This is a genomic window from Photobacterium panuliri, assembly GCF_059920555.1.
This window is the reverse complement of sequence record NZ_CP197193.1, coordinates 142,247-168,402: the sequence shown is the minus strand read 5'-3', so window position 1 is coordinate 168,402 and position 26,156 is coordinate 142,247. Positions and strand designations below refer to the sequence as shown.

At 49.1% G+C, this 26,156-nt stretch carries 24 protein-coding genes and 2 pseudogenes; 12 read left to right on the top strand and 14 right to left on the bottom strand.

The window, feature by feature from the left end; genetic code table 11:
- Positions 1-21: 21 nt before the first annotated feature.
- From rbsB to ACSF8X_RS16850, 6 genes are all read left to right on the top strand, one after another.
- Positions 22-900: a ribose ABC transporter substrate-binding protein RbsB gene (gene rbsB, locus ACSF8X_RS16875; protein WP_500851744.1), complete on the top strand. Its 879-nt coding sequence runs from the start codon at positions 22-24 to the stop codon at positions 898-900.
- Between the two features lie 128 nt (positions 901-1,028).
- Complete coding sequence (gene rbsK / locus ACSF8X_RS16870; RefSeq protein ID WP_500851743.1) at positions 1,029-1,946, top strand: ribokinase; 918 nt, start codon at positions 1,029-1,031, stop codon at positions 1,944-1,946.
- 50 nt (positions 1,947-1,996) lie between these two features.
- Positions 1,997-3,004, top strand: coding sequence for a substrate-binding domain-containing protein (locus ACSF8X_RS16865; protein ID WP_500851742.1), 1,008 nt, complete (start codon positions 1,997-1,999; stop codon positions 3,002-3,004).
- Positions 3,005-3,216: 212 nt separating this feature from the next.
- A complete protein-coding gene (locus ACSF8X_RS16860; protein WP_047879793.1) occupies positions 3,217-3,738 on the top strand; it encodes a DUF2058 domain-containing protein in 522 nt (173 codons plus the stop codon).
- Between the two features lie 102 nt (positions 3,739-3,840).
- Positions 3,841-4,791, top strand: coding sequence for a hypothetical protein (locus tag ACSF8X_RS16855; protein ID WP_500851741.1), 951 nt, complete (start codon positions 3,841-3,843; stop codon positions 4,789-4,791).
- A gap of 162 nt (positions 4,792-4,953) precedes the next feature.
- Positions 4,954-5,292, top strand: a complete 339-nt coding sequence (locus ACSF8X_RS16850; protein WP_047879791.1) for a NirD/YgiW/YdeI family stress tolerance protein — start codon at positions 4,954-4,956, stop codon at positions 5,290-5,292.
- A gap of 49 nt (positions 5,293-5,341) precedes the next feature.
- On the opposite strand, the gene ACSF8X_RS16845 is transcribed toward ACSF8X_RS16850, so the two are convergent.
- Positions 5,342-5,713, bottom strand: coding sequence for a hypothetical protein (locus ACSF8X_RS16845; RefSeq protein WP_500851740.1), 372 nt, complete (start codon positions 5,711-5,713; stop codon positions 5,342-5,344).
- A 28-nt stretch (positions 5,714-5,741) separates the two neighbouring features.
- Complete coding sequence (locus ACSF8X_RS16840) at positions 5,742-6,044, bottom strand: monooxygenase (RefSeq protein ID WP_500851739.1); 303 nt, start codon at positions 6,042-6,044, stop codon at positions 5,742-5,744.
- Between the two features lie 123 nt (positions 6,045-6,167).
- On the opposite strand from ACSF8X_RS16840, the gene ACSF8X_RS16835 reads away from it, so the two are divergent.
- Complete coding sequence (locus ACSF8X_RS16835) at positions 6,168-7,079, top strand: LysR family transcriptional regulator (protein WP_500851738.1); 912 nt, start codon at positions 6,168-6,170, stop codon at positions 7,077-7,079.
- Here the strand turns inward: ACSF8X_RS16835 and ACSF8X_RS16830 are convergent.
- From ACSF8X_RS16830 to ACSF8X_RS16790, 9 genes and pseudogenes are all read right to left on the bottom strand, one after another.
- Positions 7,056-8,432, bottom strand: a complete 1,377-nt coding sequence (locus tag ACSF8X_RS16830; RefSeq protein WP_500851737.1) for a BatD family protein — start codon at positions 8,430-8,432, stop codon at positions 7,056-7,058. The two genes, ACSF8X_RS16835 and ACSF8X_RS16830, sit on opposite strands and share 24 nt — an antisense overlap.
- On the bottom strand, positions 8,429-10,180 hold the full coding sequence (locus ACSF8X_RS16825; RefSeq protein WP_500851736.1) for a vWA domain-containing protein: 1,752 nt from the start codon (positions 10,178-10,180) through the stop codon (positions 8,429-8,431). The genes ACSF8X_RS16830 and ACSF8X_RS16825 overlap by 4 nt, the downstream gene beginning before the upstream one ends.
- Entirely contained in the window at positions 10,170-11,261 is a 1,092-nt protein-coding gene (locus ACSF8X_RS16820) for a vWA domain-containing protein (protein ID WP_500851735.1), read from the bottom strand. The genes ACSF8X_RS16825 and ACSF8X_RS16820 overlap by 11 nt, the downstream gene beginning before the upstream one ends.
- 2 nt (positions 11,262-11,263) lie before the next feature.
- Complete coding sequence (locus ACSF8X_RS16815) at positions 11,264-11,854, bottom strand: DUF4381 domain-containing protein (RefSeq protein WP_500851734.1); 591 nt, start codon at positions 11,852-11,854, stop codon at positions 11,264-11,266.
- Positions 11,851-12,816 carry a DUF58 domain-containing protein gene (locus tag ACSF8X_RS16810; RefSeq protein ID WP_500851733.1) on the bottom strand — a complete coding sequence of 322 codons (966 nt, stop codon included), beginning with the start codon at positions 12,814-12,816 and terminating at the stop codon, positions 11,851-11,853. The genes ACSF8X_RS16815 and ACSF8X_RS16810 overlap by 4 nt, the downstream gene beginning before the upstream one ends.
- Positions 12,817-12,824: 8 nt before the next feature.
- Positions 12,825-13,172, bottom strand: a pseudogene (locus ACSF8X_RS16805) (AAA family ATPase); the annotation flags it as partial.
- Positions 13,173-13,301: 129 nt separating this feature from the next.
- A pseudogene (locus ACSF8X_RS16800) lies at positions 13,302-13,880 on the bottom strand (AAA family ATPase); the annotation flags it as partial.
- A 104-nt stretch (positions 13,881-13,984) separates the two neighbouring features.
- Positions 13,985-15,286 (bottom strand): anaerobic sulfatase maturase, encoded by a 1,302-nt coding sequence (locus ACSF8X_RS16795; RefSeq protein ID WP_500851732.1) that lies wholly within the window; start codon positions 15,284-15,286, stop codon positions 13,985-13,987.
- Positions 15,287-15,340: 54 nt separating this feature from the next.
- A complete protein-coding gene (locus ACSF8X_RS16790; protein ID WP_500852158.1) occupies positions 15,341-16,861 on the bottom strand; it encodes an arylsulfatase in 1,521 nt (506 codons plus the stop codon).
- 138 nt (positions 16,862-16,999) lie between these two features.
- Between ACSF8X_RS16790 and ACSF8X_RS16785 the strand changes: the two genes are divergently transcribed.
- A complete protein-coding gene (locus ACSF8X_RS16785) occupies positions 17,000-17,857 on the top strand; it encodes a LysR family transcriptional regulator (protein WP_500851731.1) in 858 nt (285 codons plus the stop codon).
- On the opposite strand, the gene ACSF8X_RS16780 is transcribed toward ACSF8X_RS16785, so the two are convergent.
- Together ACSF8X_RS16780 and ACSF8X_RS16775 are read right to left on the bottom strand one after the other, a co-directional pair.
- Positions 17,844-20,306 (bottom strand): multiheme c-type cytochrome, encoded by a 2,463-nt coding sequence (locus ACSF8X_RS16780; RefSeq protein WP_500851730.1) that lies wholly within the window; start codon positions 20,304-20,306, stop codon positions 17,844-17,846. The genes ACSF8X_RS16785 and ACSF8X_RS16780 overlap by 14 nt on opposite strands.
- Positions 20,307-20,488: 182 nt before the next feature.
- Complete coding sequence (locus tag ACSF8X_RS16775; protein ID WP_500851729.1) at positions 20,489-22,045, bottom strand: arylsulfatase; 1,557 nt, start codon at positions 22,043-22,045, stop codon at positions 20,489-20,491.
- A 326-nt stretch (positions 22,046-22,371) separates the two neighbouring features.
- On the opposite strand from ACSF8X_RS16775, the gene ACSF8X_RS16770 reads away from it, so the two are divergent.
- The 3 genes from ACSF8X_RS16770 to ACSF8X_RS16760 are packed head-to-tail and all read left to right on the top strand — an operon-like array spanning position 22,372 to position 24,232.
- A complete protein-coding gene (locus tag ACSF8X_RS16770) occupies positions 22,372-23,274 on the top strand; it encodes a hypothetical protein (protein WP_500851728.1) in 903 nt (300 codons plus the stop codon).
- Positions 23,275-23,312: 38 nt separating this feature from the next.
- Positions 23,313-23,726, top strand: coding sequence for a lysozyme inhibitor LprI family protein (locus ACSF8X_RS16765; protein ID WP_500851727.1), 414 nt, complete (start codon positions 23,313-23,315; stop codon positions 23,724-23,726).
- Between the two features lie 53 nt (positions 23,727-23,779).
- Positions 23,780-24,232 carry an NUDIX hydrolase gene (locus ACSF8X_RS16760; protein WP_500851726.1) on the top strand — a complete coding sequence of 151 codons (453 nt, stop codon included), beginning with the start codon at positions 23,780-23,782 and terminating at the stop codon, positions 24,230-24,232.
- Positions 24,233-24,366: 134 nt separating this feature from the next.
- Here ACSF8X_RS16760 and ACSF8X_RS16755 read toward each other — a convergent pair whose 3' ends face one another.
- Positions 24,367-25,266 (bottom strand): LysR family transcriptional regulator, encoded by a 900-nt coding sequence (locus ACSF8X_RS16755; protein WP_500851725.1) that lies wholly within the window; start codon positions 25,264-25,266, stop codon positions 24,367-24,369.
- A gap of 138 nt (positions 25,267-25,404) precedes the next feature.
- Between ACSF8X_RS16755 and ACSF8X_RS16750 the strand changes: the two genes are divergently transcribed.
- Complete coding sequence (locus ACSF8X_RS16750; protein ID WP_047879780.1) at positions 25,405-25,941, top strand: nuclear transport factor 2 family protein; 537 nt, start codon at positions 25,405-25,407, stop codon at positions 25,939-25,941.
- The last annotated feature ends 215 nt before the right edge of the window (positions 25,942-26,156 follow it).

Genomic DNA, 26,156 nt, shown 5'->3' with positions numbered 1-26,156 from the left:
TATCGTAGAAAGGAAAACGGAATGAAAAAGTTAGCAACCCTGATCTCGGCCGCTGTAATTTCTGCCTCTTTCAGCACGACTGCGGCTGCACAAGAGACCTTGGCCATGGTGGTTTCCACCCTGAACAACCCATTCTTCGTCACCATGAAAGATGGCGCAGAAGCCAAAGCCAAAGAGCTGGGCTATAACCTGATTGTTCTTGATTCGCAAAATGACCCAAGCAAGGAGCTGTCGAACATCGAAGACCTAACGGTTCGCGGTGTGAAAGCTATTCTGATCAACCCAACCGATTCCGATGCCGTCTCCAATGCCATCCGCATGGCCAACCGTTCCAAGATCCCAGTACTGACCCTTGACCGTGGTGCAAGCCGTGGCGAAGTTGTCAGCCATATCGCGTCGGACAACGTAGCCGGTGGTGAAATGGCCGGTAAGTTCATCATGGAAAAAGTGGGCGAAAAAGCGCGTGTGATCCAGCTAGAAGGCATTGCAGGTACATCGGCAGCCCGAGAGCGCGGCCAAGGCTTCATGCAAGCGGTTGACGGCAGCGAGATGAAGCTTCTGGCTAGCCAGCCAGCAGACTTTGACCGTACTAAGGGCCTGAACGTTATGGAAAACATGCTGGCTGCAAACCCTGATGTACAAGCGGTATTTGCCCAGAACGATGAAATGGCACTGGGTGCCCTGCGTGCAGTACAAGCCTCAGGCAAAGACGTGCTTATCGTTGGTTTCGATGGTACTGAAGACGGCATCGCCGCCGTTAAGCGCGGCAAGCTAGGTGCAACCATTGCTCAGCAGCCTGACCTTATCGGTGCGCTAGGTATCGAAACCGCCGACAAGATGCTGAAGGGCGAAAAAGTGGAAGCCAATATTCCAGTTCCACTGAAAGTCATTTCTGAGTAATCTGCCACTCGATTATACAGGGCCGGGTTAACCTCGGCCCTGTCGCCAAAACCTATCGTTTAGCAGCCGTATCTCCTTCTGCTGCTAACCCATACATTTTGGCCAGATAGAATCAAAAAGGTCCCGATATGAATAAATTAGTCGTTCTTGGCAGTGTGAACGCCGACCATGTCCTTCAAGTTGCCTCTTTCCCTCGTCCGGGCGAGACACTGCACGGCCATAGCTACAATGTGATCCCAGGTGGAAAAGGTGCCAACCAAGCCGTTGCTGCCGCCCGCCTGGGTGCGGATATCGCCTTCATTGCCTGTGTCGGCGATGATGCCTTCGGTCACCAGATCCGTGAGGAGTTTGCCAAAGACGGCATGAACAACGACGCCGTTATGATTGAAGCAGGCATGCCAACCGGTATTGCAATGATTCAAGTTGCCGCCACCGGCGAGAACAGCATTGCTATTTCGGCCGAAGCCAATGGCTGCCTGACTCCCGAGCGCCTCGAACCGCACCACAACCTGATCAAAAGTGCCGATACCCTGCTGATGCAGCTAGAAACACCAATGGCCACCATCGAGGCCGCAGCTCGCATCGCCAAACAGGCCAGAACCCGAGTAGTGCTGAATCCGGCGCCAGCCCAGCCGTTATCGGATGACTTATTGCAACATATTGATATGATTACGCCAAACGAAACAGAAGCAGAACTGCTTACCGGCGTGAAAGTGGTTGATATGGCGACGGCACAACAAGCAGCAGACGTACTGCACGCCAAAGGCATTTCACAGGTTCTGATCACACTTGGCAGCCAAGGGGTTTGGATCAGTGAGAACGGCAAAGGTGAACAGGTACCGGGATTCCGTGTAGACGCCAAAGACACCACTGCAGCCGGTGATACCTTCAACGGTGCGCTGCTCACCGGGCTTCAGGACGGTCGTTCAATGGAAGAGGCCATCCGCTTTGCCCATGCAGCAGCAGCCATTTCAGTGACCCGAATCGGGGCGCAAACCTCTATCCCGCACCTACGTGAGGTCGAGCGCTTCCTGATGGAACATTGATTTTATGATTTGCCGCGCCCACCCATTCGGGCGCGGCGTAGGGAGAAACCATGGCGACAATAAAAGATGTGGCAAAACATGCTGGCGTATCAACGTCGACGGTCAGCCACGTACTCAACAAAACCCGCTTTGTCAGTGAAGACATCTCCGTGCGTGTAATGGCAGCCGTCGAAACGCTCAACTACGCTCCTTCTGCACTCGCACGCAGCCTCAAAGTCAACCATACCCGCACCTTCGGGATGCTGGTCACCACCTCAACCAACCCTTTTTTCGGCGAAGTCGTCAAAGGTGTCGAACGGCGCTGCTACGAGCAGGGCTATAACCTCATTCTATGCAATACCGAAGGGGATCTCGAACGTATGCGAGCCAACCTCGACACCCTATTGCAAAAACGCGTCGACGGCTTGCTGCTGATGTGCAGCGAAGTCGACGGGCAAGCATTCGATCTGTTCGCCCGTCACCAACCCGTCCCCACGGTGGTGATGGACTGGGGCCCAATCGACTTCCCGAGTGACAAAATTCAGGATAACTCGCATCATGGCGGTTATTTGGCAACCCGCCACTTGATTGAACAAGGCCACACCGCTATTGGTTGCCTGACCGGACCACTGGATAAGCTCACCGCTCAACAACGTTTATCGGGCTATATTCAGGCAATGGAAGAAGCAGGGCTTGGCATCAACAAGCAGTGGATCGCCTCAGGCAATTTCGAGTGCGAAGGCGGCGAGATCGCATTCAATGAGGTATATGCACGCGGCAAACTGCCTACGGCCTTTTTCATCTGTAACGACATGATGGCGATGGGAGTCATTAATACCGCTAGCAAACGAGGTATTAAAGTGCCAGACGATCTCTCCATCGTCGGCTACGATGACATCAAGCTGGCCAAGTACGTCACACCGTCGCTCACAACGATTCACCAACCCAAGCACCGTTTGGGCCAGCAGGCGGTTGATGTATTGCTTGAAAAAATCAACCATCAGCGCGAAGGCCACACGGTGATTCAACTAGAACCCACCTTGGTCGAACGAGACAGCGTTAAAAACTTGCTCTCTTAGCTGCTACCTGTTTCGCTAATTACTGCTATTATCACCCTCAAACCGCAGCCCAAACTGCGGTTTTTTATAGCTATAAAAAAATGTTTCATTGAAAACCCATTACGGCCAGACTCAATTTAAGAACGTAACCTTGCCATTCAGTAACAACTAACCTTTATTTGCGTTTAGGGACTCAGTAAAATATCCCAAACAACGAACTAACCGAGAACAACATGGCGAAACTAACACTTCAAGAGCAGATGCTTAAAGCTGGCTTGGTCAATGAAAAGAAGCTTAAAAAAGCAAAGAAAGGCTCAAAAAAGAACCGTGTACAGGCAAGAGAAGTTAAAGCGGCCGTTGAAGAGAACAAGCGACTACAGCAAGAGCGTGACAAAGCACTGAGCGAGCAGCAGCAGGAGCAGCGCCTGACTCAAGAGATTCAACATCAAATTAAGCAACTCATCGAAATGAACAAACTTAATTTGAAAGATAGCGATATCAAATACAACTTTACCGATGGCACCATCGTGAAATCGTTGTATGTTGAATCCCTTGTTCGTGATCAGCTTATCAAAGGTATTCTGGCTATCGCCCGCTACGAAGACTCCTACGTTGTCATTCCGAGCAGCGTGGCCAATAAAATTGCCCAACGCGACGCTCAAGTGATTATCGAGCAGAAAGAACCTGAATCTGACGTCATTGCCGAAGACGATCCGTACGCCGACTTTGTCGTACCAGATGACCTAATGTGGTGATCCCTACCAGCCTTCGTTTTCTACGAAGGCTTTTATTTTTTATCTAAAAATAGCCAATAACCATCTTATCAACACTCTTCACTACTGATTATTGAAAGAATAATGAAAATGACAACCATCCTGAAGATCGTGGCTATTCTGTTCATCTCGAAAATACATCTAGTTAACGCACAACCCATCTCACCTGAAGAACCGACTTACCATGTTACTGAGATTTATGGGGGCTTTATTCATCAACAGGAAATCGCGGTAACGATCAGCCTATGCGCACAACAAACACCATCACAGTGTTATTTTATTACGTTTAACCGCTCTTCATTTTTAGATTTAATGAATATGCAGCCCCTTAAACGACTAAATAATAACAATCCCGCTATAGAATTTTCGGCGGAACTAGCCGCGAAACAATATCGACTTTCTAATCACGATACCCGCATCATACTCAATACCCGTGACATCACCCTTGATCAAATGACCCTGAGCATTGATGGTAAGTTAGTCAGTCCGGCGGCCCAACCTACGGGGAAGGATGATTATGTCACGCTAAGGATCAATGCACTTATTATTCCCAAAGAAAAACTCCACACCTTGAAATCATGGCTGGAAATAGACCTCAACGGCGGAGAACAGAGATACCGTGAACTGAGTGACTGTAAACTGGCTGAACAAATGATAAAAGACACGTCTCCGCTTTTTACAAAAGCCATTGAGCTATGGCAGAGATCAGCCAGCGACAAAGACTTTGCCCTCTGGAAAAATGAAACCTTCCAACCACAATATGATGCATTGCGACAGATTTATGATCCTATTGACTATCGCTATAACCGAAAGATTTCAAAATCTGTACATGAAAAATATTTACTGCCTATTGGTGATTTTGTCTCTTATATGCACCGACTGGTCAGTGTAAGCCCACAGAGTATCTGGTTAACCAAAACCGCCAATAAAATTTTAAAGGCTGAATACCGACAAAACCTGATGTGCACGCCCATATCAAAATTGCAAGAAACCATTGATAGTGCAGACCGCTTCAGGATTAACACTCAACGTTAAGTATTGAATAACATATCAATAAACCGTCAAGACACGCTCTCTGTTATGAACATTTTTTAGGAAGAATGCATTTTTCTTCACGATCTCTTCACCTACATCAATGCATACTCTTTGCATATTCTGAATAATTTAAACCTCCTATAAGTACAGACTAAAATTACAATGAAAAAGATCGTAGCCACCTCACTACTCCTATTGGCATCAAACTCTGTCCTTGCAGCATTTAATGGCTCTCAAATACAACCTATTATCAATACCATTTCGGAAATAAAAAATGCTCCCGATGATACTCATGTCGTATTAACTGGCCATATCGTGCAGTCTCTAGGCAATGAGATTTACCTATTCAAAGACAATACCGGTGAAATAAAAGTCGACATTGATTTTGAAGACTGGATGGGGCAAGACGTCACGCCAAAAGATAAAGTGACAATCCGAGGAGAGATTGATTCCGAATGGTCTTCATCCAAAATTGAGGTTGATAGCGTACAGAAAGTATAAGCAACAAAGCCACCTTCGAGGTGGCTTGGTTCTTATACAGTTTTATTTGCTATTGCTTTCTAACCTGCCAGAGGCCCAATATCACAAGCAACAAAAAGAATAGCGGATCACTCCAGCCAAGACCGGTAAAAATCCCCATAACGGCAGCATAACCGGTTATCAGCACACCCAAGCCATTGGTGATCACCAACGCCACCAGCAACTTGGTCGCTACCCGACCTGATTCGATATCACGCAGCAACAAACTGATAGCAGCAATACCACCAAGGAAAATACTGGTGTGCTGAGAAAGAAACAGCGCATACTGATCGTTAATCTGCACACCGTACATTGGCCACATTTGAGCAGGTAAAGCAAACAACGCCACTGCAAAAACACTATAAATAACACCGTGAATGGTAAGGAAAGTTTTGTTATTCATATCTTGCTCTCTAAACACGATTAAGCCATTACGCCACGGGGCCATGATTCACCGTAGTAAGCGTTGGATTAACATCGAAAATCCGGCCCCGGATACCATCAATACCCATCTGTTGCAGGCGAGCGGTGTGCATTGCCAAATAACGCTCGGCGCTGGCTTGGTCAACAAACAGATAAATGCCACCACCCAGTTTGTCCTGTTCACTTTCCGTCCAAATTTTCCACACGAACCCCGGCTCTTGGTTGATTGATTCAGCCAACCCCGTCAATGCTGCCGCCATCTCTTCACCAAACGGGCCATTAAACGGAAAATCCACCTGCAGTAATTTCATGGTGTTGCCTCTATTGTTTTCTTGCTACGAGCACTGTGCCGTAATCTATATCGCTATTTTCATCTATAATAAATTGACATTAAAGTTCATAATATTGCCATTAATGGTAGATAAATTAGACCAATGAAACTCAAGACCACCCTCGACCAATGGCAAACACTAGATGCTATCCACCGTGCGGGTAGCATTCAGGCCGCTGCTACTTTGCTGAACAAAAGCCATACCACCTTGATATACAGTGTCAAAAAACTGGAGGAACAACTGGGAGTCACACTGCTAGATATTCAAGGAAGAAAAAGCGTTCTAAATGCAACTGGACAATTATTGCTACGCCGGGCCAGTGCAATGTTAGAGCAAGCACACGAACTGGAAATAATCAGTCACCAGCTTAGCCGTGGAATAGAATCGGAGATTACCGTGGCCGTTGACCACCTATGCGATCCCCGACTTCTTTATCAGGCGATAGCACATTTTGCGGCCGATAACAGCACCACGTCGGTACAAGTTATCGAAACGTCATTGAGCAAAACCCAAGAGATGGTCAAACAAGCTAAAGCCGATGTTGCCATCATCAATTTGCCCGTCACCAATTTTCCGGCACAAGCCTTCGGCATGACAAAAATGCTCCCAGTCATTAGCTGTCATCATCCGCTCGCGACAGCCAGCAGCATTTCTCTTACAGAACTATCGGCGATCTGCCAGATTGTCGTACGAGACTTGGGAGGTGCAAACACGGCTAATCAATCTGACAATGATGGGAGAAAAACACAGGATGTGGGATGGCTGAAATCCTCGCAGCGGATCACCGTGGACAATTTCGACCATGCCATGCAGGCTGTCGAGCAAGGCTGTGGTTATTGCCGATTACCCGAACACTTGATACATAGCGGGAAAAGCACAGGCATTGCCATCATCAATGTCGAACATGCGAGTTGCTATCAGGTTCCCCTCCACCTTACCTTGCCCAAAGGTGCTAACACCGGGCCGGCCGCCCTTGCACTCTATGACGCGCTACTTCGCACGTCCTTTGTTTGATAGCGGCTGTGGTAAATTTTCAAGTGTGAGCAACGCTTTCGGCAATCGCCACAGCCTTCGGTGATGACCAACACGTTTTGCGACCTGCCGCCAGAGTCGGTGATACAGAGCAAGGCTGGCAGACTCTTCTTGCTGGAAGGACACACTGTCATGGCCCCAAGAAGGGAAATGTCGACCCGCTCTGGCCTGAGAGATCTCCAGCTCACCCCCGTTTAATCGCAAACGACGGTAAATCAATACCCGTGCCTGCGCCCATTGGCCTTTTCGTAGCAATTGCCATAATTGCCACCGCTCCGGCTTAGGATGAGTCTGAAAATATCGGCGAAGCGCCCACAATCCCCCCATTAGCACCAACAGGCTGATGATCACGCTTGCCAAAATGGGCCAGTAATAGGCCAGCCACGAACGCCACGTGTGTGCGATATGGAATGACTTACCGGCAACCGTCACCGTCTGCAAAATTTGACGCTGAGTATCCCACCAGAAAAAGGTATAGTCCGGAAACTGAATATCCCCGCCCATTTGCAGGATATACACCGTCTGCTCGGTACGACTGGACTGATAATCCCCCCGCGACTGGGTATCGCTTAGTTGGTGCGGCTGGGCATACGCCTGATAACCACGCAGAGATGATGCCGCGTTCGCACCACTGGTCTCTGTCGCCATCAAATCTGGCAATAACACCGACAAGCTATCTTGTGCCGTAATCGTGATGGTACGGGTTACGGCGTCCCCGACATGGAGTGTATCCGTCGACGACTGCCATACCTGACGGACATCCGCCTTACTAGCGGCAAACCAAACGCTCTCTTGGGTGAGCAAACCTGACGGTAACCGGGCTTCAAAACGCACGGAGGATGTTTGCACCGTGCCTCGCACATTCTGGCCATCCTCTCCTGATACCTGCACATTCACCGAAATAGGCGGGATGGTAAACCGACCAGACTGCTGCGGGTACAGGGTAATTTCCCACCGTTGATGTGACCATGTCTGGCCTTGCTCTCGTGTCGTGTAATTGGTGGCTAATTGATTGCGTTGTTTGGCGATCACATTGGGAATATCAACCCGACCAATTCGAGTCCCCCCCGTAAACCAGCGCGATGTGGAAACATCAATGGAGAGGATCACCTGCTCGTTCACACTAAAAACTGGTTTTCCTCCTTCGTCGCCCACCCAAGCCTTCACCCGCACTCCGGTTTTATCGGCTCTTATTTCGGTCTCTTTTTCGATATCTGGTGTAGCCAGAGCACTTGTGCTCATCAACACGATCGCAAACACCCACATCACCCAACGCCAAGCAACCGCGTCACTTATTTTCATCTTCCTATTGTGCGCCACACGATATTGCGTCATTGCAGATCTCCCTCATTGTCGGAATGATCTGCATCCGTACTTTGATTGTCTTGCTGGTATCTATCGCGGAGCTGTAACTGGAATTTCGCTTTGAGAAAATACTTGGGATCGGCCTCAACCCGTTTGAGCCATTTATCAGCCAGATCATCACTGCCCAGTAGGTCACTGGCTCTCAAGTGCTCTTTCACCATCAACTCGGCAGAGGTCTTCTCGTCAGCGCCATCTGCCGTACGAGGCTCATCTCCCAATTCAAACGACTGCTCTGGGCCATCACTCGAGCCCGCCTGACTTTCGCTGAATTGATTGATGTCATCCACAATACCGCTGAGCACCCGGTAATTATGGGCGACATCTCTTTTTAATTCCGGAGCCAATCCTGGCTTGTCCAGTATAGATTTGAGCAAATCACGCGCCGCCAAATATTCACGCTGGCGAGCCAAAGCACTGGCGGCGTAATATTGGCCTCGATCCGAATCGGCCTGAATAAAAGCGGTGTGTGCCAATTTAAATTCCCCGGCGTAGTAATAGGCGATACCTTTACGAAGCGGATCATCAAAATGCAGCCCTGCCGCCAAATACTCGCTTTTATTAAACAACCACTGTCCTTGCTGATCCGGCGTAAGCCATAAGTCCCACCACCACTGCGTCGCTTTATCTAACGCTGTCAGCGTCTCAACAGGGTCGGTTTGTTTGGCTTTCATCTCTATCGGTTGGGCATTCGCTGCGGGGGCATACAAGATCGATGCACTAAACATGGCAGACAACAGCAACGACAGTGACACCATCGCTACCCAAATCCACTGCACTAGCCATCCTTTACGAAACCACAACAGCAAAATCACCGCAATAGGAATCAACAGGCCATATCCCATGTCCCTCCACGGCATAGCTGATTCTCCATTAAGTTGCATATTGCGCTCAATATAGCGATTCAACGCCTCGACATCCGAGCCATCCACAGTCATTGTCACCAATCGGCCATTACTGACACTGGCAAGATCGCCAAGCGCCTTCATATTGATAGGATCTGAACTGGTAACATCGGGGTTACCCGCTGCCAAAATCAACAACTGGTAGGGATTATTCGCAAAATACTCTCGATAAGCATCAATTGTGCTTTGATTAGCACCATCACTCACCAATAGCACTGTTGAGCCCGGCGTCCCCTGCAATTGTTCCGCAACAAGCGACAATGCCTGCTCTGCCGATTTGCCTTCTACCGGCATTATCTCCGGTGTAATCGCGGCCAGAAACGGAGCAAATACCCGGCTGTCCTGCGTTACAGGCATCGCCACATGGGCCGTCCCTGCATAAACCACCAGACCTGCTTTCCCGCCATCACGCAACGCCAATAAATCGCGGATTTTCTGTTTGCTTCTTTCAAGTCGACTGGGAGCCAAATCGGTCTGGAGCATACTTTCGCTGTTATCCAGTACTACCAACATAGCGGCTTTGTCCTCTCCAAATGGCGAGGCTTCTCGTTGCCATGTCGGCCCGGCGCAGAGCACAATCGCCAACGTCATGATCAACGCCAACACTTTCAATGGTAATTGCTTACGCCAACCTTGCTCTCCCAAGGTCAAGGCCCTGCGCAAATGGGCCGGCAACACATCCTGCCAACTCGGCTGACTTTCTTCGCGCCAACGCCAATAAAACACCGCGTACATCGGCAACAGCGCCAATAACCAATACGGTCGAATAAAATGAAACTGGCTGATAAAAGCCTGTATGCCCTGACTATCGAACATGCCGGGCTCCTTGCTGCTTGGCCCTTTGTTTATTCTCGCGAGCCTGCTTTCCAACATAACGCTGAAAACTCGCAATACCAAATGCAACCAAGTACATCACGACAACCAAGGCGATCAGATAATGATGCACACTCTGCTTGGGCCGATAGGTCATGCTCTCATAGAGCTGGGGCTCCAATTTACCCACCTGTGCATAGGCCTGCTCCAATTCGTCACGGTTCAAGGCCGAGAACGCCTTTCCCCCTGACAACCTCGCAACCTGATTGATGGTATCCATATCCAACGCACTCTCGCCCACCGTACGCGGGTCTCCCATCGCAATCATATAAATACGCACTGATTTGGCGGCAGCAACCTTGGCTGCTTCAACCGGCTCAACAAAACTGCCGGTATCGTTACCGTCTGTTAGCACAATGGCCACTTGCTCTCGGGATCCACTCTCCCCAGCCGCCAAGCGGGATTGCGCACTTTGTTCAAACACCTTGATAGCCAAGCCCATAGCATCACCCAAATGGGTACTTTGCCCAGCCATCGCGACGTCCGTCTGCTGCAGCAATGCCAGCCAAACCGGCTGATCCGCCGTAAAAGGCGTTTGGACAAACGCAGCATCCCCAAACAAAATAAGCCCTAAACGATCTCCTTTTCGCGTTTTGGCAAAATCGGAAAGCACTTGCTTGGCGGCCTCCAAGCGAGAGATCTGGGCTCCGTTATCCGAGCTGAAATCCTGCTCAGCCATTGAGCCGGACAAATCCACCACCACCATCAGATCCCTTCCCATCCGCTCTCTTGTCTGCGGCTCTCCCAGCACCATCGGCTTGGCCAAAGCAACGACCACTAAGATCCAAGACAAAACCAAGGTCGCCCTCTGCCACCAGCGAGGAGATAGCTGGCTGGCCCCCCGTGTGGGCTTGGCATCCAACGCTTCTGATAGCTGGCGAAAAAACGGTACTTTGGTGGACAACTGCCTTGTGCGGTAAGCCGGCACAAGAAAATAAACAACCAACGGCAACGGCAAAATCACAAACCACCACGGATGAGCAAATTCGAACTGAAGCGACGCCAACGACAACCAAACGTTCATCCTTATTCCCCTGCACCTTCGGCTGATTGCAAATCAGACCGACCACGCCGAGGCGAATGCGTTTTCAGCCATTCACAGCTATTGGCATGCAATACCTGCCAATCTGACACTGCTAACCCGATATGAGGATTGACCAATGACTCCATCCAGCGCGCACCCAATGCATTATCGAAACCACGTTCAGAAGCAAGCCCCGACAAATCAACAGAGCAATAGCGATCAAGCTGCTGCAAAAATGGCTGGCCGAATAGCGCGGAATGACGACTATCCAAATACACCATCACCACTTTGAGTACCTGAAATAGCGCCTGCCCGCGTTGGATCGCACTCATAGCAGGATCCTTGTTGATCCTGTCGATCGCGGCAAGGGCTTCTGTACGGTAGCGGTTTTGCCACCATCCCCACACCTGCCGGTAAACCCAGTACATCAGCAACAGCACCAAAGCCGCACCGAGAATTGTCCATCCCAATGTCTGCGGCCACCAACTGACCCCATCCGGCACCGGAACATCATGCAGATTACGCAACATATAACTGCTCGGCGGGGCATGTTCCGCTACGCCCTGTGATACCATCTTTTCAGCGGCAGTCATCCTCGCTCTCCTACTGCTTGCCGGAAACAGCCCAGATGCCCGCCCCTTGTATCCAGTTCGATATGTGGCAACCGTTTGATTGCCATCAAACGCCTCAAAGCATCACGCTGACGGCCAGATTGGGCATGCAAATAACGGCTTGCCTGCTCGATCTTGACGTGCGAATCAAGATTCATCTGATAGGTTCCATCACCTATTACCCAATTGGCCCCGGCAAGTTCAGGGGGCAGAGCTTGCTCGAACGGATCACTCACTTGAACGGCCAGTACATCGTTATGCTGCTGCCACTGTTTGAGCTGCTCCAGCATGGGTTCGTCGCAATCATGCCAGTCACTGATGATCACCAGAGTCGACTGTTTCAGGCGCATCCGGCCTAGCTGATACAACCAACGGGAAAACCCCACTTGATCGCCATCTTGCGATGCCACGCTCAGCGATTGATTTGCCTGACTAAGCAGGCGCAGCTGGCGTAACACCCCATGCTGAGAACGCTGGGACTTGCTGATATGAAGATGCTGGCTATCGGCAATCAAAAAGCCCACTCGATCACCGTCTTTTAGGATCCGCCAGGCACACATCGCCGCAATTTCAGCAGCCACCACAGATTTCATCACCGAGGTTGAGGAAAAGAACATAGAGCTACGCTGATCAACGCAAAGCATCACGTTACGATCTTTTTCCTCGGTATAGGTACGTACATGGGGTTTGCCGGTACGCAGGGTCACTTTCCAGTCCAAATTGCGAATATCATCCCCTCGCTGGTAGTGCCGTAACTCTTCAAAGTTCAAACCACGACCACGAAACAATGAGTGATGGCGCCCAGACAAGACGCTGCCAGCTTTAAGATGAGGCAGCAAACTGAACGACATCGCCTGTGATTGCAGACGCACCAACTGGGCATAATCGCAATACAGGCGCGGGTCGAGATCTTGAGAGCGCGGAACAATCGTCGGTCTGGCCATATCTACCCCTAGCCTATCTGCACATGGTCAAGCAGCGCATTCACCACCATCTGATGGGTGATACCTTCAGCCAAAGCATCATAAGAGAGACTGATGCGATGACCGAGCACCATGGATGCCATAGCACGCACATCATCCGGCAGAACATGGTCCCGCCCTTGCAGCCATGCATAGGCACGGGCACATTTATCCAGCGCAATCGAGGCACGAGGGCTTGCGCCTATTTCAATCCAGCGGGACAGATCAGTCTCGGGATAACGATCCGGATGGCGAGTCGCCATCACCAAGGCCACAATGTAATTTTCGACCAAATCAGACACCGCAATGTCCGGCAACGCACGGCGAGCAGCAAACACCACTGCGGGATCGATATAACGGCTTTCATCACGCTGCGCGATATCACTTCCGCCCGCGCTTTGATCCTCACTCTGTATTGCCTTTTCTTCGCGCTCGCCATTGCATTCGTCATGGTGCTCTTCAATGCGTTCTTCATTGCGAACAAGCCGCACGATATCCCGCTCGGCACTGTCATCCGGATAATCCACCGTCACTTTCATGATGAAGCGATCCATCTGCGCTTCCGGCAACGGATAGGTTCCCTCCTGCTCCACCGGATTTTGAGTAGCAAGTACCATAAACAACGGTGGCAGCTCATGGGTTTCGTTACCCACGGTGATCGTCCCCTCCGCCATCGCTTCCAACAATGCCGCCTGAACCTTGGCCGGCGCGCGGTTTACCTCATCAGCCAAGACGATATTGTTGAAAATCGGGCCAGGCTGAAAGTGCAGCAGGGGCTTGCCGTTAACCTCTTGATAGACCTCGGTACCCGTTACGTCAGACGGCAATAAATCCGGAGTAAACTGAATACGACCAAATCGGGTATCAAGCAAATTGGCCAAGGATTTCACCGACCGTGTTTTCGCCGTGCCCGGCAAGCCCTCCAGCAACACATGGCCATTGGTCAGCAAACCGATCACCAATGCCCGCACCACATGGCTTTGTCCAATGACACTTCGCTCAGTCAGCGCAATAAGTTCATTTATTGCTTGCTGGGTTGAATTCATGCATACCCCTAAAAATAAAATGCCACAGCCAATAAAGGATAAGTATAAGATCGATAACATCACTCAACGGTTTATTACCGATATTCACACGATGTCAGTAAGCCCTACCACAAAGTACGACCGGTTTTGAGTAACTCAGCCAACCCCACCAGCATAGGCATGGTGTGATCAAAGAAAGCCCGAATTCCCGGACATAAATAATTCAGTCCCTGCTTACCTTCTGGTGTTTTAATTAACCGGTTCTTTGGACATTCACCCCAACAATATGAAAGATAAGGGCATTGACGACAGTAGCCGGGTAGAGCATCCCGCTTTGCCATACCAAAGGTAAATTGCCGTGTTGATAACGCCATCTCACTCAAGGAGTGCTGATGAATATTGGCAAGTCGATACTCTGGATACACATAGTGATCACAACTGAACACATCACCATTGTGCTCAATCGCCAACCCTTTCCCGCAGAACTCAGCTGTCACACATAGCTGAGAGGGTTTACCCATCACTTGTGCCACCGCCGATTCAAATAAGTTAACCAATACGCGACCTAAGTCGTTATTCACCCACTCTTCAAACACTGCTATAAGGAATGATCCCCAGTCCTTCGGATCTACCGACCAATCTGTCACAACAGACATAGGGTGTCCCGGCTCAGCCAATATGCTTCCCACAATGGGAATCATGGACTCATGCCAGAATTGCGGCGCCGTTGTTTGGAAATTATTCGCCTCAACAACCGGCGTAAACTGAATGTAAGTCACCCCTAATTCACGGGTGAGAAAACGATAGACATCGAGAGGATACTTAGCGTTATGACGGTTCACCGCAACCAAAGCATTGAATGTCACGCGGTGCTTTTTCAATTTATCAACCGCCTGCATCACAAGATCAAATGTCGGTTTCCCGCTGCGCGTTTTACGGTATCTATCATGCAGCTCTCTTGGTCCGTCAATGGACAAACCCACCAAGAAGTCATGCGCAGCCAAGAACTCACACCATGCATCATTCAATAAAATGCCGTTAGTTTGCAGATCGTTCTCAATACGGACACCTGCCGGTTTATATTTTTGCTGTAATGAAACGATTTTTTGAAAATACGGCAAACCTAGTAGGGTGGGCTCTCCGCCTTGCCAAGAAAAAACAATCTCATCGCCATCCTGACTCTCGATGTAATTTTTAATAAACGCCTCAAGCGTTGCATCATCCATCTGGGGCTGTTTGTCTTGGTGCAATAACGTTTCTTTGTGCAAATAAAAGCAATACTGGCAATCGATATTGCACTTCGCACCACCCGGCTTAGCCATTACATGAAAACGACGCGCATAAGCCCCTTGTTCTGCAGGCTTGTCCGCTGTTTTTAAGGGAATAATTGGCATAGAAGCAGAATGACGAGATGAATACTGGCTCATAGAGTTCTCTCAATTGACGATGGCGCTCCGCAGAGCGCCATTTTTACAAGTGGCTTACTTAGGGACAAATGACCCCGGCGTCATACGCGGCGGATAATCCTTGAAGGTATTCATGACCTCTTGCACTTTCTCGATTGCAGGCATCACCAAGAAAGTACGTTCATACATCCAACGGTCGTAGCCCATTCCTGTATCCCCACGTTCAAACGGATCGATACTCAAATCGTAAAACTGTGGAACACGCAATTTAGTAAACGGCATCTTCCAGATATCTAATCCCGTTTCATGCTCCTGAATGGCGAAATGGTATTTGTATTTGCCGTAACGCAATGCCAGCAAATCACCGTCATCACTCCAATAAACGAATTCATTACGCGGTGATTCATCGGCTTTACCCGTGATGTAAGGCAGTTGGTTGTAACCATCGAGGTGAACGTTATACGTCTTATCGCCCACTTGTTTACCTTTGAGCAATTGCGCTTTTACCTCACTGTTTCCTGCCGCTGCCAGCAAGGTCGGTAAAAAGTCTTCTAAAGAAACAATGCCGTTCTTAGAGGTCCCAGCATCAATATGCCCAGGCCATTTCATCAACGCAGGCACACGGAACCCGCCTTCCCAACCTGTATTCTTCTCACTGCGGAATGGCGTCATCCCCGCATCTGGCCACAAGTTGATCATTGGGCCATTGTCCGTGGTATACACAACTATCGTATTGTCTTCGATCCCCAGCTCTTTCAACTTATCCAATAACTGACCAATCTGATCATCATGTTGCTTAACGCCATCGGCATAAAAACCAGCGCCGGTTTTGCCTTGATAGGATTCTGGGACATGGGTGAAATTGTGCATTCGTGAGGTGTTAAACCAAGTAAAGAAGGGCTTATCCGCTTTTACTTGCTTTTCAATAAAGGTTTCTGCGGCATCAAGAAACTCATCGTCCACCGTTTCCATCCGCTTACGAGTTAATGGTCCCGTGTCCTCAATCTTGCCATCTGCATAAGAATGAATCACACCACGCGGTCCGAATTTCTGCTTAAACTGAGGATCACGAGGATAATCCACGTTTTCTGGCTCTTCTTCTGCATTCAGGTGATAAAGGTTACCGAAAAACTCATCAAAACCATGGTTGGTAGGCAAATGTTCATCACGATCACCCAGATGGTTTTTACCAAACTGTCCTGTGGCGTAGCCCAGATCTTTCAGCAACGTCGCAATCGTCGGATCCTCTTCAGAGATACCCTCTTTCGCTCCCGGCAGTCCGACTTTCGATAAGCCGGTACGCTTTGGCATCTGCCCTGTGATGAAAGCTGAACGCCCCGCAGTAGAACTTTGTTGTGCATAAAAGTTAGTGAACTTCACCCCTTCTTTCGCAATGCGATCAATATTAGGGGTGCTGTAGGCCATCATGCCGCCGTTGTACGCACTAAGATTCCAATACCCCACATCATCACCGAAAATAACTAAAATATTCGGCTGCTCTGCCGCAAATGCGGTGGCGGATGTCATACCGAGTGCTAACGTGCACGCGTTAAGCACAAACTGCCCTCGCCCTGCTTTTTTCGTCACCTGTCCCATCATTACTCCATCTCTTTATCAGCATACATTTAGGTATTTCCCATCAATACCGTTGCTGATATAAGATAAAATGTAAGCTCAAGACGATAAATACAGTAAAAACCACTTAACTCATAAATCAAATTTATACATCACTCTATGGATCTTAATCTCATTCAGACATTTCTGGTGGTGGCGGAGTACCAGTCCTATACCAAAGCCGCAGAGCATCTAGGACTCACTCAACCTGCCGTGAGCGCATCGATTAAACGCCTTGAACAGGTCATTCAGAAGACATTATTTGTAAAAAAAGGAAGGGGGATTGCACTGACAGCAGCGGCTCATCAACTGATCCCGCAATTTCAACAAGCCATAAGCCTAATTGATAATGCCATCTATGAAAGGACGCATTTCGATGTCTGCTGTTCAGAAACGTTATTACACAGTTTAACGCCTATTGAACACGTCATTTTTCATGAGTCACCACCTGAAAAATACCTTTTATTTGAGCAACTTCGACAGAAAAAAACCGATCTTGTTATTGATACGGTCATCACAAAAGATGCCGCTTTCGTCATTGAAGACGCCTTTTATGAGCCCGCAGTCATGATCTGCCGCGAACAGCATCCGCGCATTCGAGGGACATTAACAAAAGCACAATTTTACCAAGAAACGCACTGCCTCTTTGGCGGGAAATGGGACAACGCCACGGGATTTGAACAACTGGCCAATGAGCCTATTCAGGAAAGAAAAATCGAGATCGTCACGTCCTCTCTCGCTGGCATGGCGATGTATGTGGCACAACACGACTGCTTAGGTGTCGTATCTCAATCCTTTGCCCTGAAATGGAGTAAAGCACTGAAACTACAAATTCTGCCTAGTCCGATCGCCTTCTCAAACATCCCTTACAAATTTGTGTACCACCGAAAAGAGCTCAATAACCCGGCGCACAAACAACTTCGTGAGACCATCAAGGCACAGCTTAAGAACGCAAGTTCCACACCTATTGATTTGTAATCGCTTCTCCCCTCAACTGTTCTATCACCGTGTCTGGCACATACTGGCTCAGTGTTGCGAGACAACGGCTCAGCGCCATCGCAACCGCAGCGTCCTGAGGATTCCTCGCCAGAACCTCACACTGGGCATACAAGTGCTGCGGGTTGCCGCTCAAGGCAAACGCCTTTTCCAGCGATTGGCTGGCCGCTATCACATCCTGCTGCTCCAGTGCCAAACCATATACATACCAATAACGAGAATTGGAGGCCGCCAGTTCAGCCGCCAGCTTGAGATACTCGACAGCCCCTGTTTTATCTCCTCGACGTAGCAATGCCAACCCAGTACTAAATGGCAATGCCGCCGATTTCGGCTGGGCCTTCATTCCCGAGATAAGCGTCTGTAATGCCAACTGCTCGTTACCCTGCTCTCGGTACAAATCAGCAAGGTTTACGTAGCTATTATCAAAATAAGGCTCAATGGCAATGGCTCCCTGATAGGCGGCGATCGCTTTGTCTGTCTCGCCCTGAGCCCGATAGACATTCCCCATATTGGTGCGGCCAAATCCCCTATCGGCGTTGTACTGCTGAATCTGCATATACTCGGCAAGAGGGGGGATTAACTGTTGCTGCTGCGCCGGTGACAGCGTCGACCATCCCTCCACCAACGCACCAGCGGCTTCTGTTCGTACCGACAGAACCGGATCAACCAGCAGCGGGCTCAATATCTGCCAACGCTCTACCAGACCAAAACCCTGCGAACCGGTAATTGCCCCTAGCCGGATCATCGCGCTGTCATGCTTTACTGCCCGCCCCAGTGCCACCACCCTATTTTGCTGGCGGGCACTCAGTAAGCGGGGATCTCCGGCATGACCGGCTAACCGCTCCAGCGCCGATGCCCGAATAATCTCACTTTCGCTGGCATCCTGAGCGATGTAGGCCAGCGCATCGATAGCATCTCTATGGCCAATCGATTCGGCATAGAAAGCCACCGAAAAGTGCCGAGCATCCTGATATTTTGAATGAGGAAACCACTTGGCAAGTTGCTGTGCCGCCCACTTGTCATCACGATCCTGATGACACTGGGTGCAGGCATTGGGCGCTCCCGTATGCTGGCTCAGATCAGGACGCGGTATTTGCCAGCTGTGATCACGTCTAGGATCAACGGACATATATACCGTTTCGGTCATATGGCAAGAGGTACATTTCGACGCTTCGGATCCGGGTGGGTGGAAAGTATGATTCTGGGGTGAGTACGCACTGGCGTTATGGCATTGCTGGCACAACGCAGGCTCTGGCATTGTTAACTTGGCTGTATGGGGATCATGGCAGTTGGTGCATGTCACGCCTTTTTTGGCCATCTTCGACTGCAAAAAAGAGCCATATACGTAGTTCTCATCGTAAATTTGACCATCAGGGTAATACAATTCCTCAGTAATCAAACTCATGCGGTACTTGTTCAAAAACGCATTGGCTCCCTGCTCTCTCGCCGCCAAAGAGCCGTCATCCTGTATGTCTGCGGGTGATTTAGATGAGTCTGAAAACGGTTGCCGTAAGCGATGAGGCGATTCATTCAGTTGGGTGCGGCGACTATGGCACTGGGCACACGCCATTACCTGATCAGTTTGACCGATCGCCTTTGGCTGGAGTGTCTTATTCCCCTCTTGATGCACCCATTGGCTCACGGCTTGTTTCAGATCTCGAGTTAGCCCAATCTGCATGGCTTGATATGCATCCTCTCTATCTCGCCCATCGTGTAGCCCTTCGTTCTGAAAAGCGCCATCGGGCGAACGATTCGCCAAACCTTTCCCCGATTCCGATTGTTGAATAGTGGGTGTGTCGCGAGGCATGTCGGCAACTTGCTTGGCCCAGTCTATATGCAAGCTCGCAGGTCCGTGGCAGGCTTCGCAACCAACATTGATTTCCGAAAAGGATGTCGCGTAGCGATTGCCCTTTGCATCGTAATTTTTCTGGACATTGGTTGAATGGCAATCGGCGCACATGTGGTTCCAATTCTGTCCGGTATTGGTCCAATAAAAACGATCGGTAACGGTTTGATCCGGATACAAATTGAACCAACGCTGCCCGCCTTCGGACTCAGGCCGAGTATCCCAAGCAAACGGGATCAGCTGAATACGACCATCGGGGAATGCCACCATGTATTGTTGAAGTGGGTAGTAACCAAAGGTATAGCTAATTTGATAGTCACGATAGTGCCCATCACTGTCGGCAATATGCACCCAATATTCTTCACCTTTACGAAAAAAACGGTTTTCGCTGCCGTTAAATCGCAATGCCTGATTATTGAAATTGCCCAACACGCTATCTACGGTCGCGTGCTGCATCGCCTTATCATGGTGCGATCCTTGCCATGCCGCCATCTGCTCCTGATGACACCCTGCACAAGTTTGACTTCCGACATAATTGGGCTCCGCGTTAGCCGTTATTCCCACGCCTAGAAGTATAAACGCCATGATAAACCGCCATCGCAGCCAGCCATCAAGTCCTAAAAGCCAGCTACTGTCTACTTTCCTTCTTGCTCCACTTTGCGCATTCCTTGGCACGTTTCCTACCTTTGTTATTATTCGCTTTTCTGGTAACGACAGCAGATAAAAAAGAAGCGGCCCCATACGGGTTCCGCTTCCCATCATCCCTCTTACTTATTCTGCGGCTCCTTCAACTTCTCCATCACCTGATCCAAACTGAAGCTGGCAGCTTTTTGGCGAGGCGGAAATTCCTTGAAGGTTTCCAAATACTGCGCCACATAAGCCTGGGCCGGCACTAGCATATAGGCTCGATCCAACATCCAGTCGTAATAAGTATTAGAGGTGATATCTGCGACCTCGTAAGGGTCCATTCTCAAGTTGAAGATTTTTGGTACGCGCAGTGGTGTAAATGGTTCCGCCCAGATACGTAGCGTTCCTTTAGCGCGCTGCTCCAAAAATACGATTTTCCACTTGTTGTAACGAAGCGCAGAGAGGTCACCATCATCAGTGAAGTAGAAGATCTCTTTACGTGGTGCTTTCTCCTCTTTGCCGGTGAGATACGGCAAGAAGTTATAGCCATCTAAGTAAACCTTGTATTCCGTATCCCCTACCTTGGTCCCTTTCTTCAGCGCCTCTTTGATGCTGTCATCACCGGTCGCAGCCAAAAATGTCGGCATCCAATCCATATGGTGCATGATCTCATTCGAGACCGTTCCCGGTTCGATTTTGCCCGGCCAACGTACCATCGCTGGCACACGGTAGGCTCCTTCCCAGTTGGTATTTTTCTCACCACGGAACGGTGTCAACCCCGCATCCGGCCAAGTATTCATATGCGGACCGTTATCGGTAGAATAGAAAACAATGGTGTTGTCTTTAATCCCCAGATCATCCACTTTTTTCAACAGCAAACCGACATGGGTATCATGCTCAACCATGCCATCGGCATAAGTGCTGATCCCCGTCTTGCCTTGCAGTTCAGGTTTAACATGGGTACGGAAATGCATTCGGGTAGCATTCCACCAGATAAAGAAAGGCTTGTCGGATTTAACTGCTTTTTCCATGAAGGCCATTGCCGCATCGACGGTTTCATCATCGATAGTCTCCATCCGCTTGCGGGTCAGCGGCCCGGTATCTTCTATCTTGCCGTCGGCATAAGAGTGGATAACGCCACGAGGACCAAACTTCTTACGAAACTCCGGATCTTTCGGATAATCGACATTCTCAGGCTCTTCCTCTGCGTTAAGATGATAGAGGTTACCGAAGAACTCATCGAAGCCGTGGTTGGTCGGAAGATGTTCATCCTTGTCGCCCAAATGATTCTTACCGAACTGCCCTGTCACATAACCCAGTGGCTTGAGCAACTCGGCAATCGTGACATCCTCAGGCTGAAGGCCCAAATCGGCTCCAGGCAGTCCGACCTTACTCAAACCGGTACGCAACACACTTTGCCCGGTGATAAACGTTGAACGACCGGCCGTACAAGATTGCTCGCCGTAATAATCGGTGAACATCATGCCTTCTTTGGCAATGCTGTCTATATTAGGGGTCTTATAACCCATCAAACCAAAGGTGTAGGCACTCAGGTTTGACTGCCCAATATCATCCCCCCAGATAACTAATATATTAGGCTTACCTTCTTCCTCTGCTGCTGCAAAATTTCCAACTGTTGCAAAGCCAATGGTTAGTGCCATTGCTGCCAGCCGTACAACACGGTATTTCCCTGCCATATAAACCCCTGTCGGTTGTTTTTATCGAATGGTAAATATACGGTTGAATTTAAAGGTATAGCCCACAACCGGTTAATTTTCGACCAAGCCAATAAAATCCTTTCGGTGCAGATGTAACCGAAGTGCCATAGAAAATACGCAGAGAATAGTCTGGCGGGAATCATACGAACGAAATTTAACACCTCAATCCAAAAGGTATTAAATTCTAATTTAAATCAATACATTGCTTTTACTTTCAGGGCCGTGGATACTGACCAAACACTTTTTCTGTTGGGTAATAGCTCACTACGCTACCCCTACGTTGTACAACTTCACTGGCGCTTCCTATGAGACATCTCCCGCTCCTCACCCCTTTGCTCATGAGCAGTGTCCTGCTCGCCTCTCCGGGTTGGGCAAATTGTTCGCTTTCCGGTATTGATGCCGCACGCTCCAATGCGTTGTCGGCCTACCAGAGCAATCGGTCCTCAGAGGCGGAGCAACAACTGAGCCAGTACTATTCACACTGTGGCTTTTACGATATGGCCAACCAATCCGATCCCGTATTCCAACGCGGCTTATGGCTGATCAGTGACTTGATGTTTTACCGCCAAAAAAACAGCAATCCGTTGGATTGCCTTGCACTGGGTGACGATGTTTATGACACCTGGTTAGTGAGCGATCCCACAAGACACAGCAAGAAAGTTGAAAAAGCACTCCAGAGCAACCTATCGCAATGCCGTCAGGCACTGGCAGAAAACTACACTAAAGCTAGGGCTTGCCCGATCACAGGGTTTGAACACCTTTACGCCATACCGACAAGTTGGCGCGAACAGGATGAGATCTACTTCGAAACAGCATGTCTGGGTTTTGTCGAAAACAGCAAGAATGTTGTCGCAAACGACCGTGACGGACGAAAATTCCAAAGTGAGGGGATGAATTCGATCGCCCGTTTAGAGGTGTTATACGTCAAAGACTTAAGCCGAACCAACAAGGATAGCAACATCCAATGGGCGCCCTCCTACCAACTAGACCAGTTATACATCACCGGTCAGCACGGTAAACTTTGGGGAACAGGCCAATGCTATACCTTTGATCTCCAATTCGGCAAAAATGCAGGGGAACTCCTCCTCGACGGCAGTTCTAGTTTTTGTCAGGGCGGATCAGCATCATTCATTAACCGCTTGTTAATCAGGCTTGCCCCGCCATTAGCGGCAAGCGTAACAAAAGAAACATCTCATATTTTCAAATAGTCCAACAACAAATACTTAAAAATAAAGCATTGATAATAATGAAAAAGCTACTTCCTATCATGTTAACCGTTATCTCCCTGTCGGCATCGGCTACAGAAGATCCTCTTGACTGTGAGAATGCATTTACCACGATCGATATGAACCGTTGTGCCGCCATTGAACGCGACGCTGCACGAGTGGAAATGGAACGTTATCTTAATGCCAGTTTGGCACACAACGCCCACGATCCCGAGCTGATTGAGGCCATCAAACAAGCCCAGCAAGACTGGGAGAAATATGCGGATTCACACTGTAAATCGGTATATACCCTATGGCGGGATGGAACAATCAGGGGCGTAATGGGCATATCCTGCCAAATTGAAACTCTTCAGCAACGTACTCATGATCTCTGGGCAAACTTCCTTACCTATATGGACAATACCCCGGCTGTACTGCCAGAGCCTAAACGGTAGGCCCCCACTTATCACCAAGCTATATGGATATTTCCATCACATAGGATATAAAGATGATCCCTGTAAATACTTCAATTGTTGCCGGTGTCGCGTTATCTGAAATAGATGGCGAGATGAAAATGTTATTGATGAAACGCACCAAAGGTAACTTCTGGTGCCACATCGCTGGATCGATAGAAGCAGGAGAAACAGGCTGGCAGGCCATTATTCGCGAGTTTCGGGAAGAAACCCAAATTACAGTATCCTCTCTCTATAATGCCCAATACCTTGAACAATTCTACGAAGCCCATGCTAACGTCATCGAACTGATCCCAGTCTTTGCGGTGCTCTGTCCCCCGGAGCAAACCGTTACGCTCAATCATGAACACACCGAGTATCAATGGTGCTCGCTGGAGCAAGCCAAAGCGCTGGCCCCTTTTCCCAACCAGCATGCGGTCTACGAGCATATTTGGACGTATTTCGTACGCCAAGCACCTAATCCGCTTTATGCGGTCAGTATTCTTTAGTTACCTTGCCGCTATTGCGCCCTGCCAAATATAAACGCTCAGGGCCTCAACCTTGAGCGTTTCTATTCTCTCTGCGAGTTATAACAATCGTCCCGTGACTTCCGCCATATGCTTGAACGCAAACGACTTGACGATCACTGGTATACAGGATTAGTCGATAGCTTGTGCTTAAGAAAATCGATAAAACAACGCACTTTAAGCGGCACATAACGGTTTTGCGGGTAAATAGCATTAATCGGCAATGTCTGCCCGCTGTACTCCGGCAATACGATTTTTAGCCTACCGGCAGACACATCATCCGCGACCATCCACAACGGCAATTGCACCAGCCCCAACCCTCGCAACGCCACTTCGAGCAAAACATCCCCGTTGTCACTTTGGAAGTTCCCGCTAACGGGCACGCTATACTCTTGGCCATCACGGCTGAAATGCCAAATATTGATGGATTTCAGCATCGAATAGACGAGGCAATTATGGCTATGTAGATCGTCTGGGCATTGAGGCTCTCCGAACTTGGCAAGATACTCTGGCGAAGCTAGGAGATACATAGGATTGTCAATCAAATGACGTGCCACCAGCGACGAGTCCTCTAGTTTGCGGGCCCGAATCGCCACATCCATTCCCTCGCCAATCAAATCGACATGGCGGTCGTTGAGCGACAAATTCACTTTTATCTCTGGGTACAACGAGAAAAATTCCGCCATCAACGGTGCGATAACCAAGCGCCCCAACGCAACGGGAGCCGCAATGCGCAACACACCGCGTGGCGTGGCTATTTCCGATCTCGCCTGTGCCTCAGCCTCGTCAACCTCGCCGAGGATCATGACGCATTTTTCATAGTACTCGGCCCCGACCGGGGTCAAAGCCAGCTCCCTGCTGGTACGTGTAAGCAACTTGACCCCAAGCTTACTCTCAAGTGCCGCGACTTTTTTGCTAATTGTCGTTTGGGTCGTATTCATCTCGCGACCAGTCGCAGAAAAACTTCCCGTCTGTACTACGCGGACAAACGCCCGCATGGCACCTAGCTGATCCATAACCATGCATTCCAAAATCGAATAGATACTAGTCAAGATAACACAGTTTCAGTCGATTTTGTTAGACAATAGAATACCAACCAAGCCATTAGCCACAGCCGCTAGGGGCCACAAATTCACGAAACCGAGGTATAGATTATGGATATGCAGCAACAACTACAAAACTTACTCGATAAACAAGCAATTACCGAGGTGATCTACCGCCATGCCCGCTCCCTAGACCGGATGGATGGCGCACTGATGAAGTCAACCTATTGGGAGGATGCCATTGAAGACCACCAAGATCCTATTTTCCCTGATTTATTCTTCTACAACGATAATGCCCATGCTTTCGTTGAACCGGCAATGGAAGGCTTCAAGGCGCTTAAAATCACCCAACACCGCATCAGCAACATATTGATTGAGCTTGATGGAGACCAAGCCACCGCTGAAAGCTACGTCTGGGCATACCACGTTCATGAAGAAGACGGGATCGATAAAGAAGGCATTCTTGGCGGGCGCCACCAATACCGTTTTGAAAAACGCAACGGTGAATGGAAAATGACCTACCGCCTAACCGCGTTTGATTGGAACCAAAACCAAAATGCCTCCGCTATTTGGTCTCCTAAGTTTGAAGACAAATACATCGGGAAGCGTAATACGTCTGATGTGAGTTACGATTTCATCAACAAATAACCCTTATATTTTACAAGCAGTTAGCATTGTTACCATGTGGATGATCATGACATCCCATCAAAAACATACCCAGTAGACATATACCGAGGTTACTCCGATATCACTAATTTCAAAGGATGAGTTTTATCGGAGTGGCTTGGGTATATTACTTGAATCCCGTCGCAACTAGAGGATAATCAGTCGTTCATTCTTCCTCCCTTCTGGATAAATTTTTT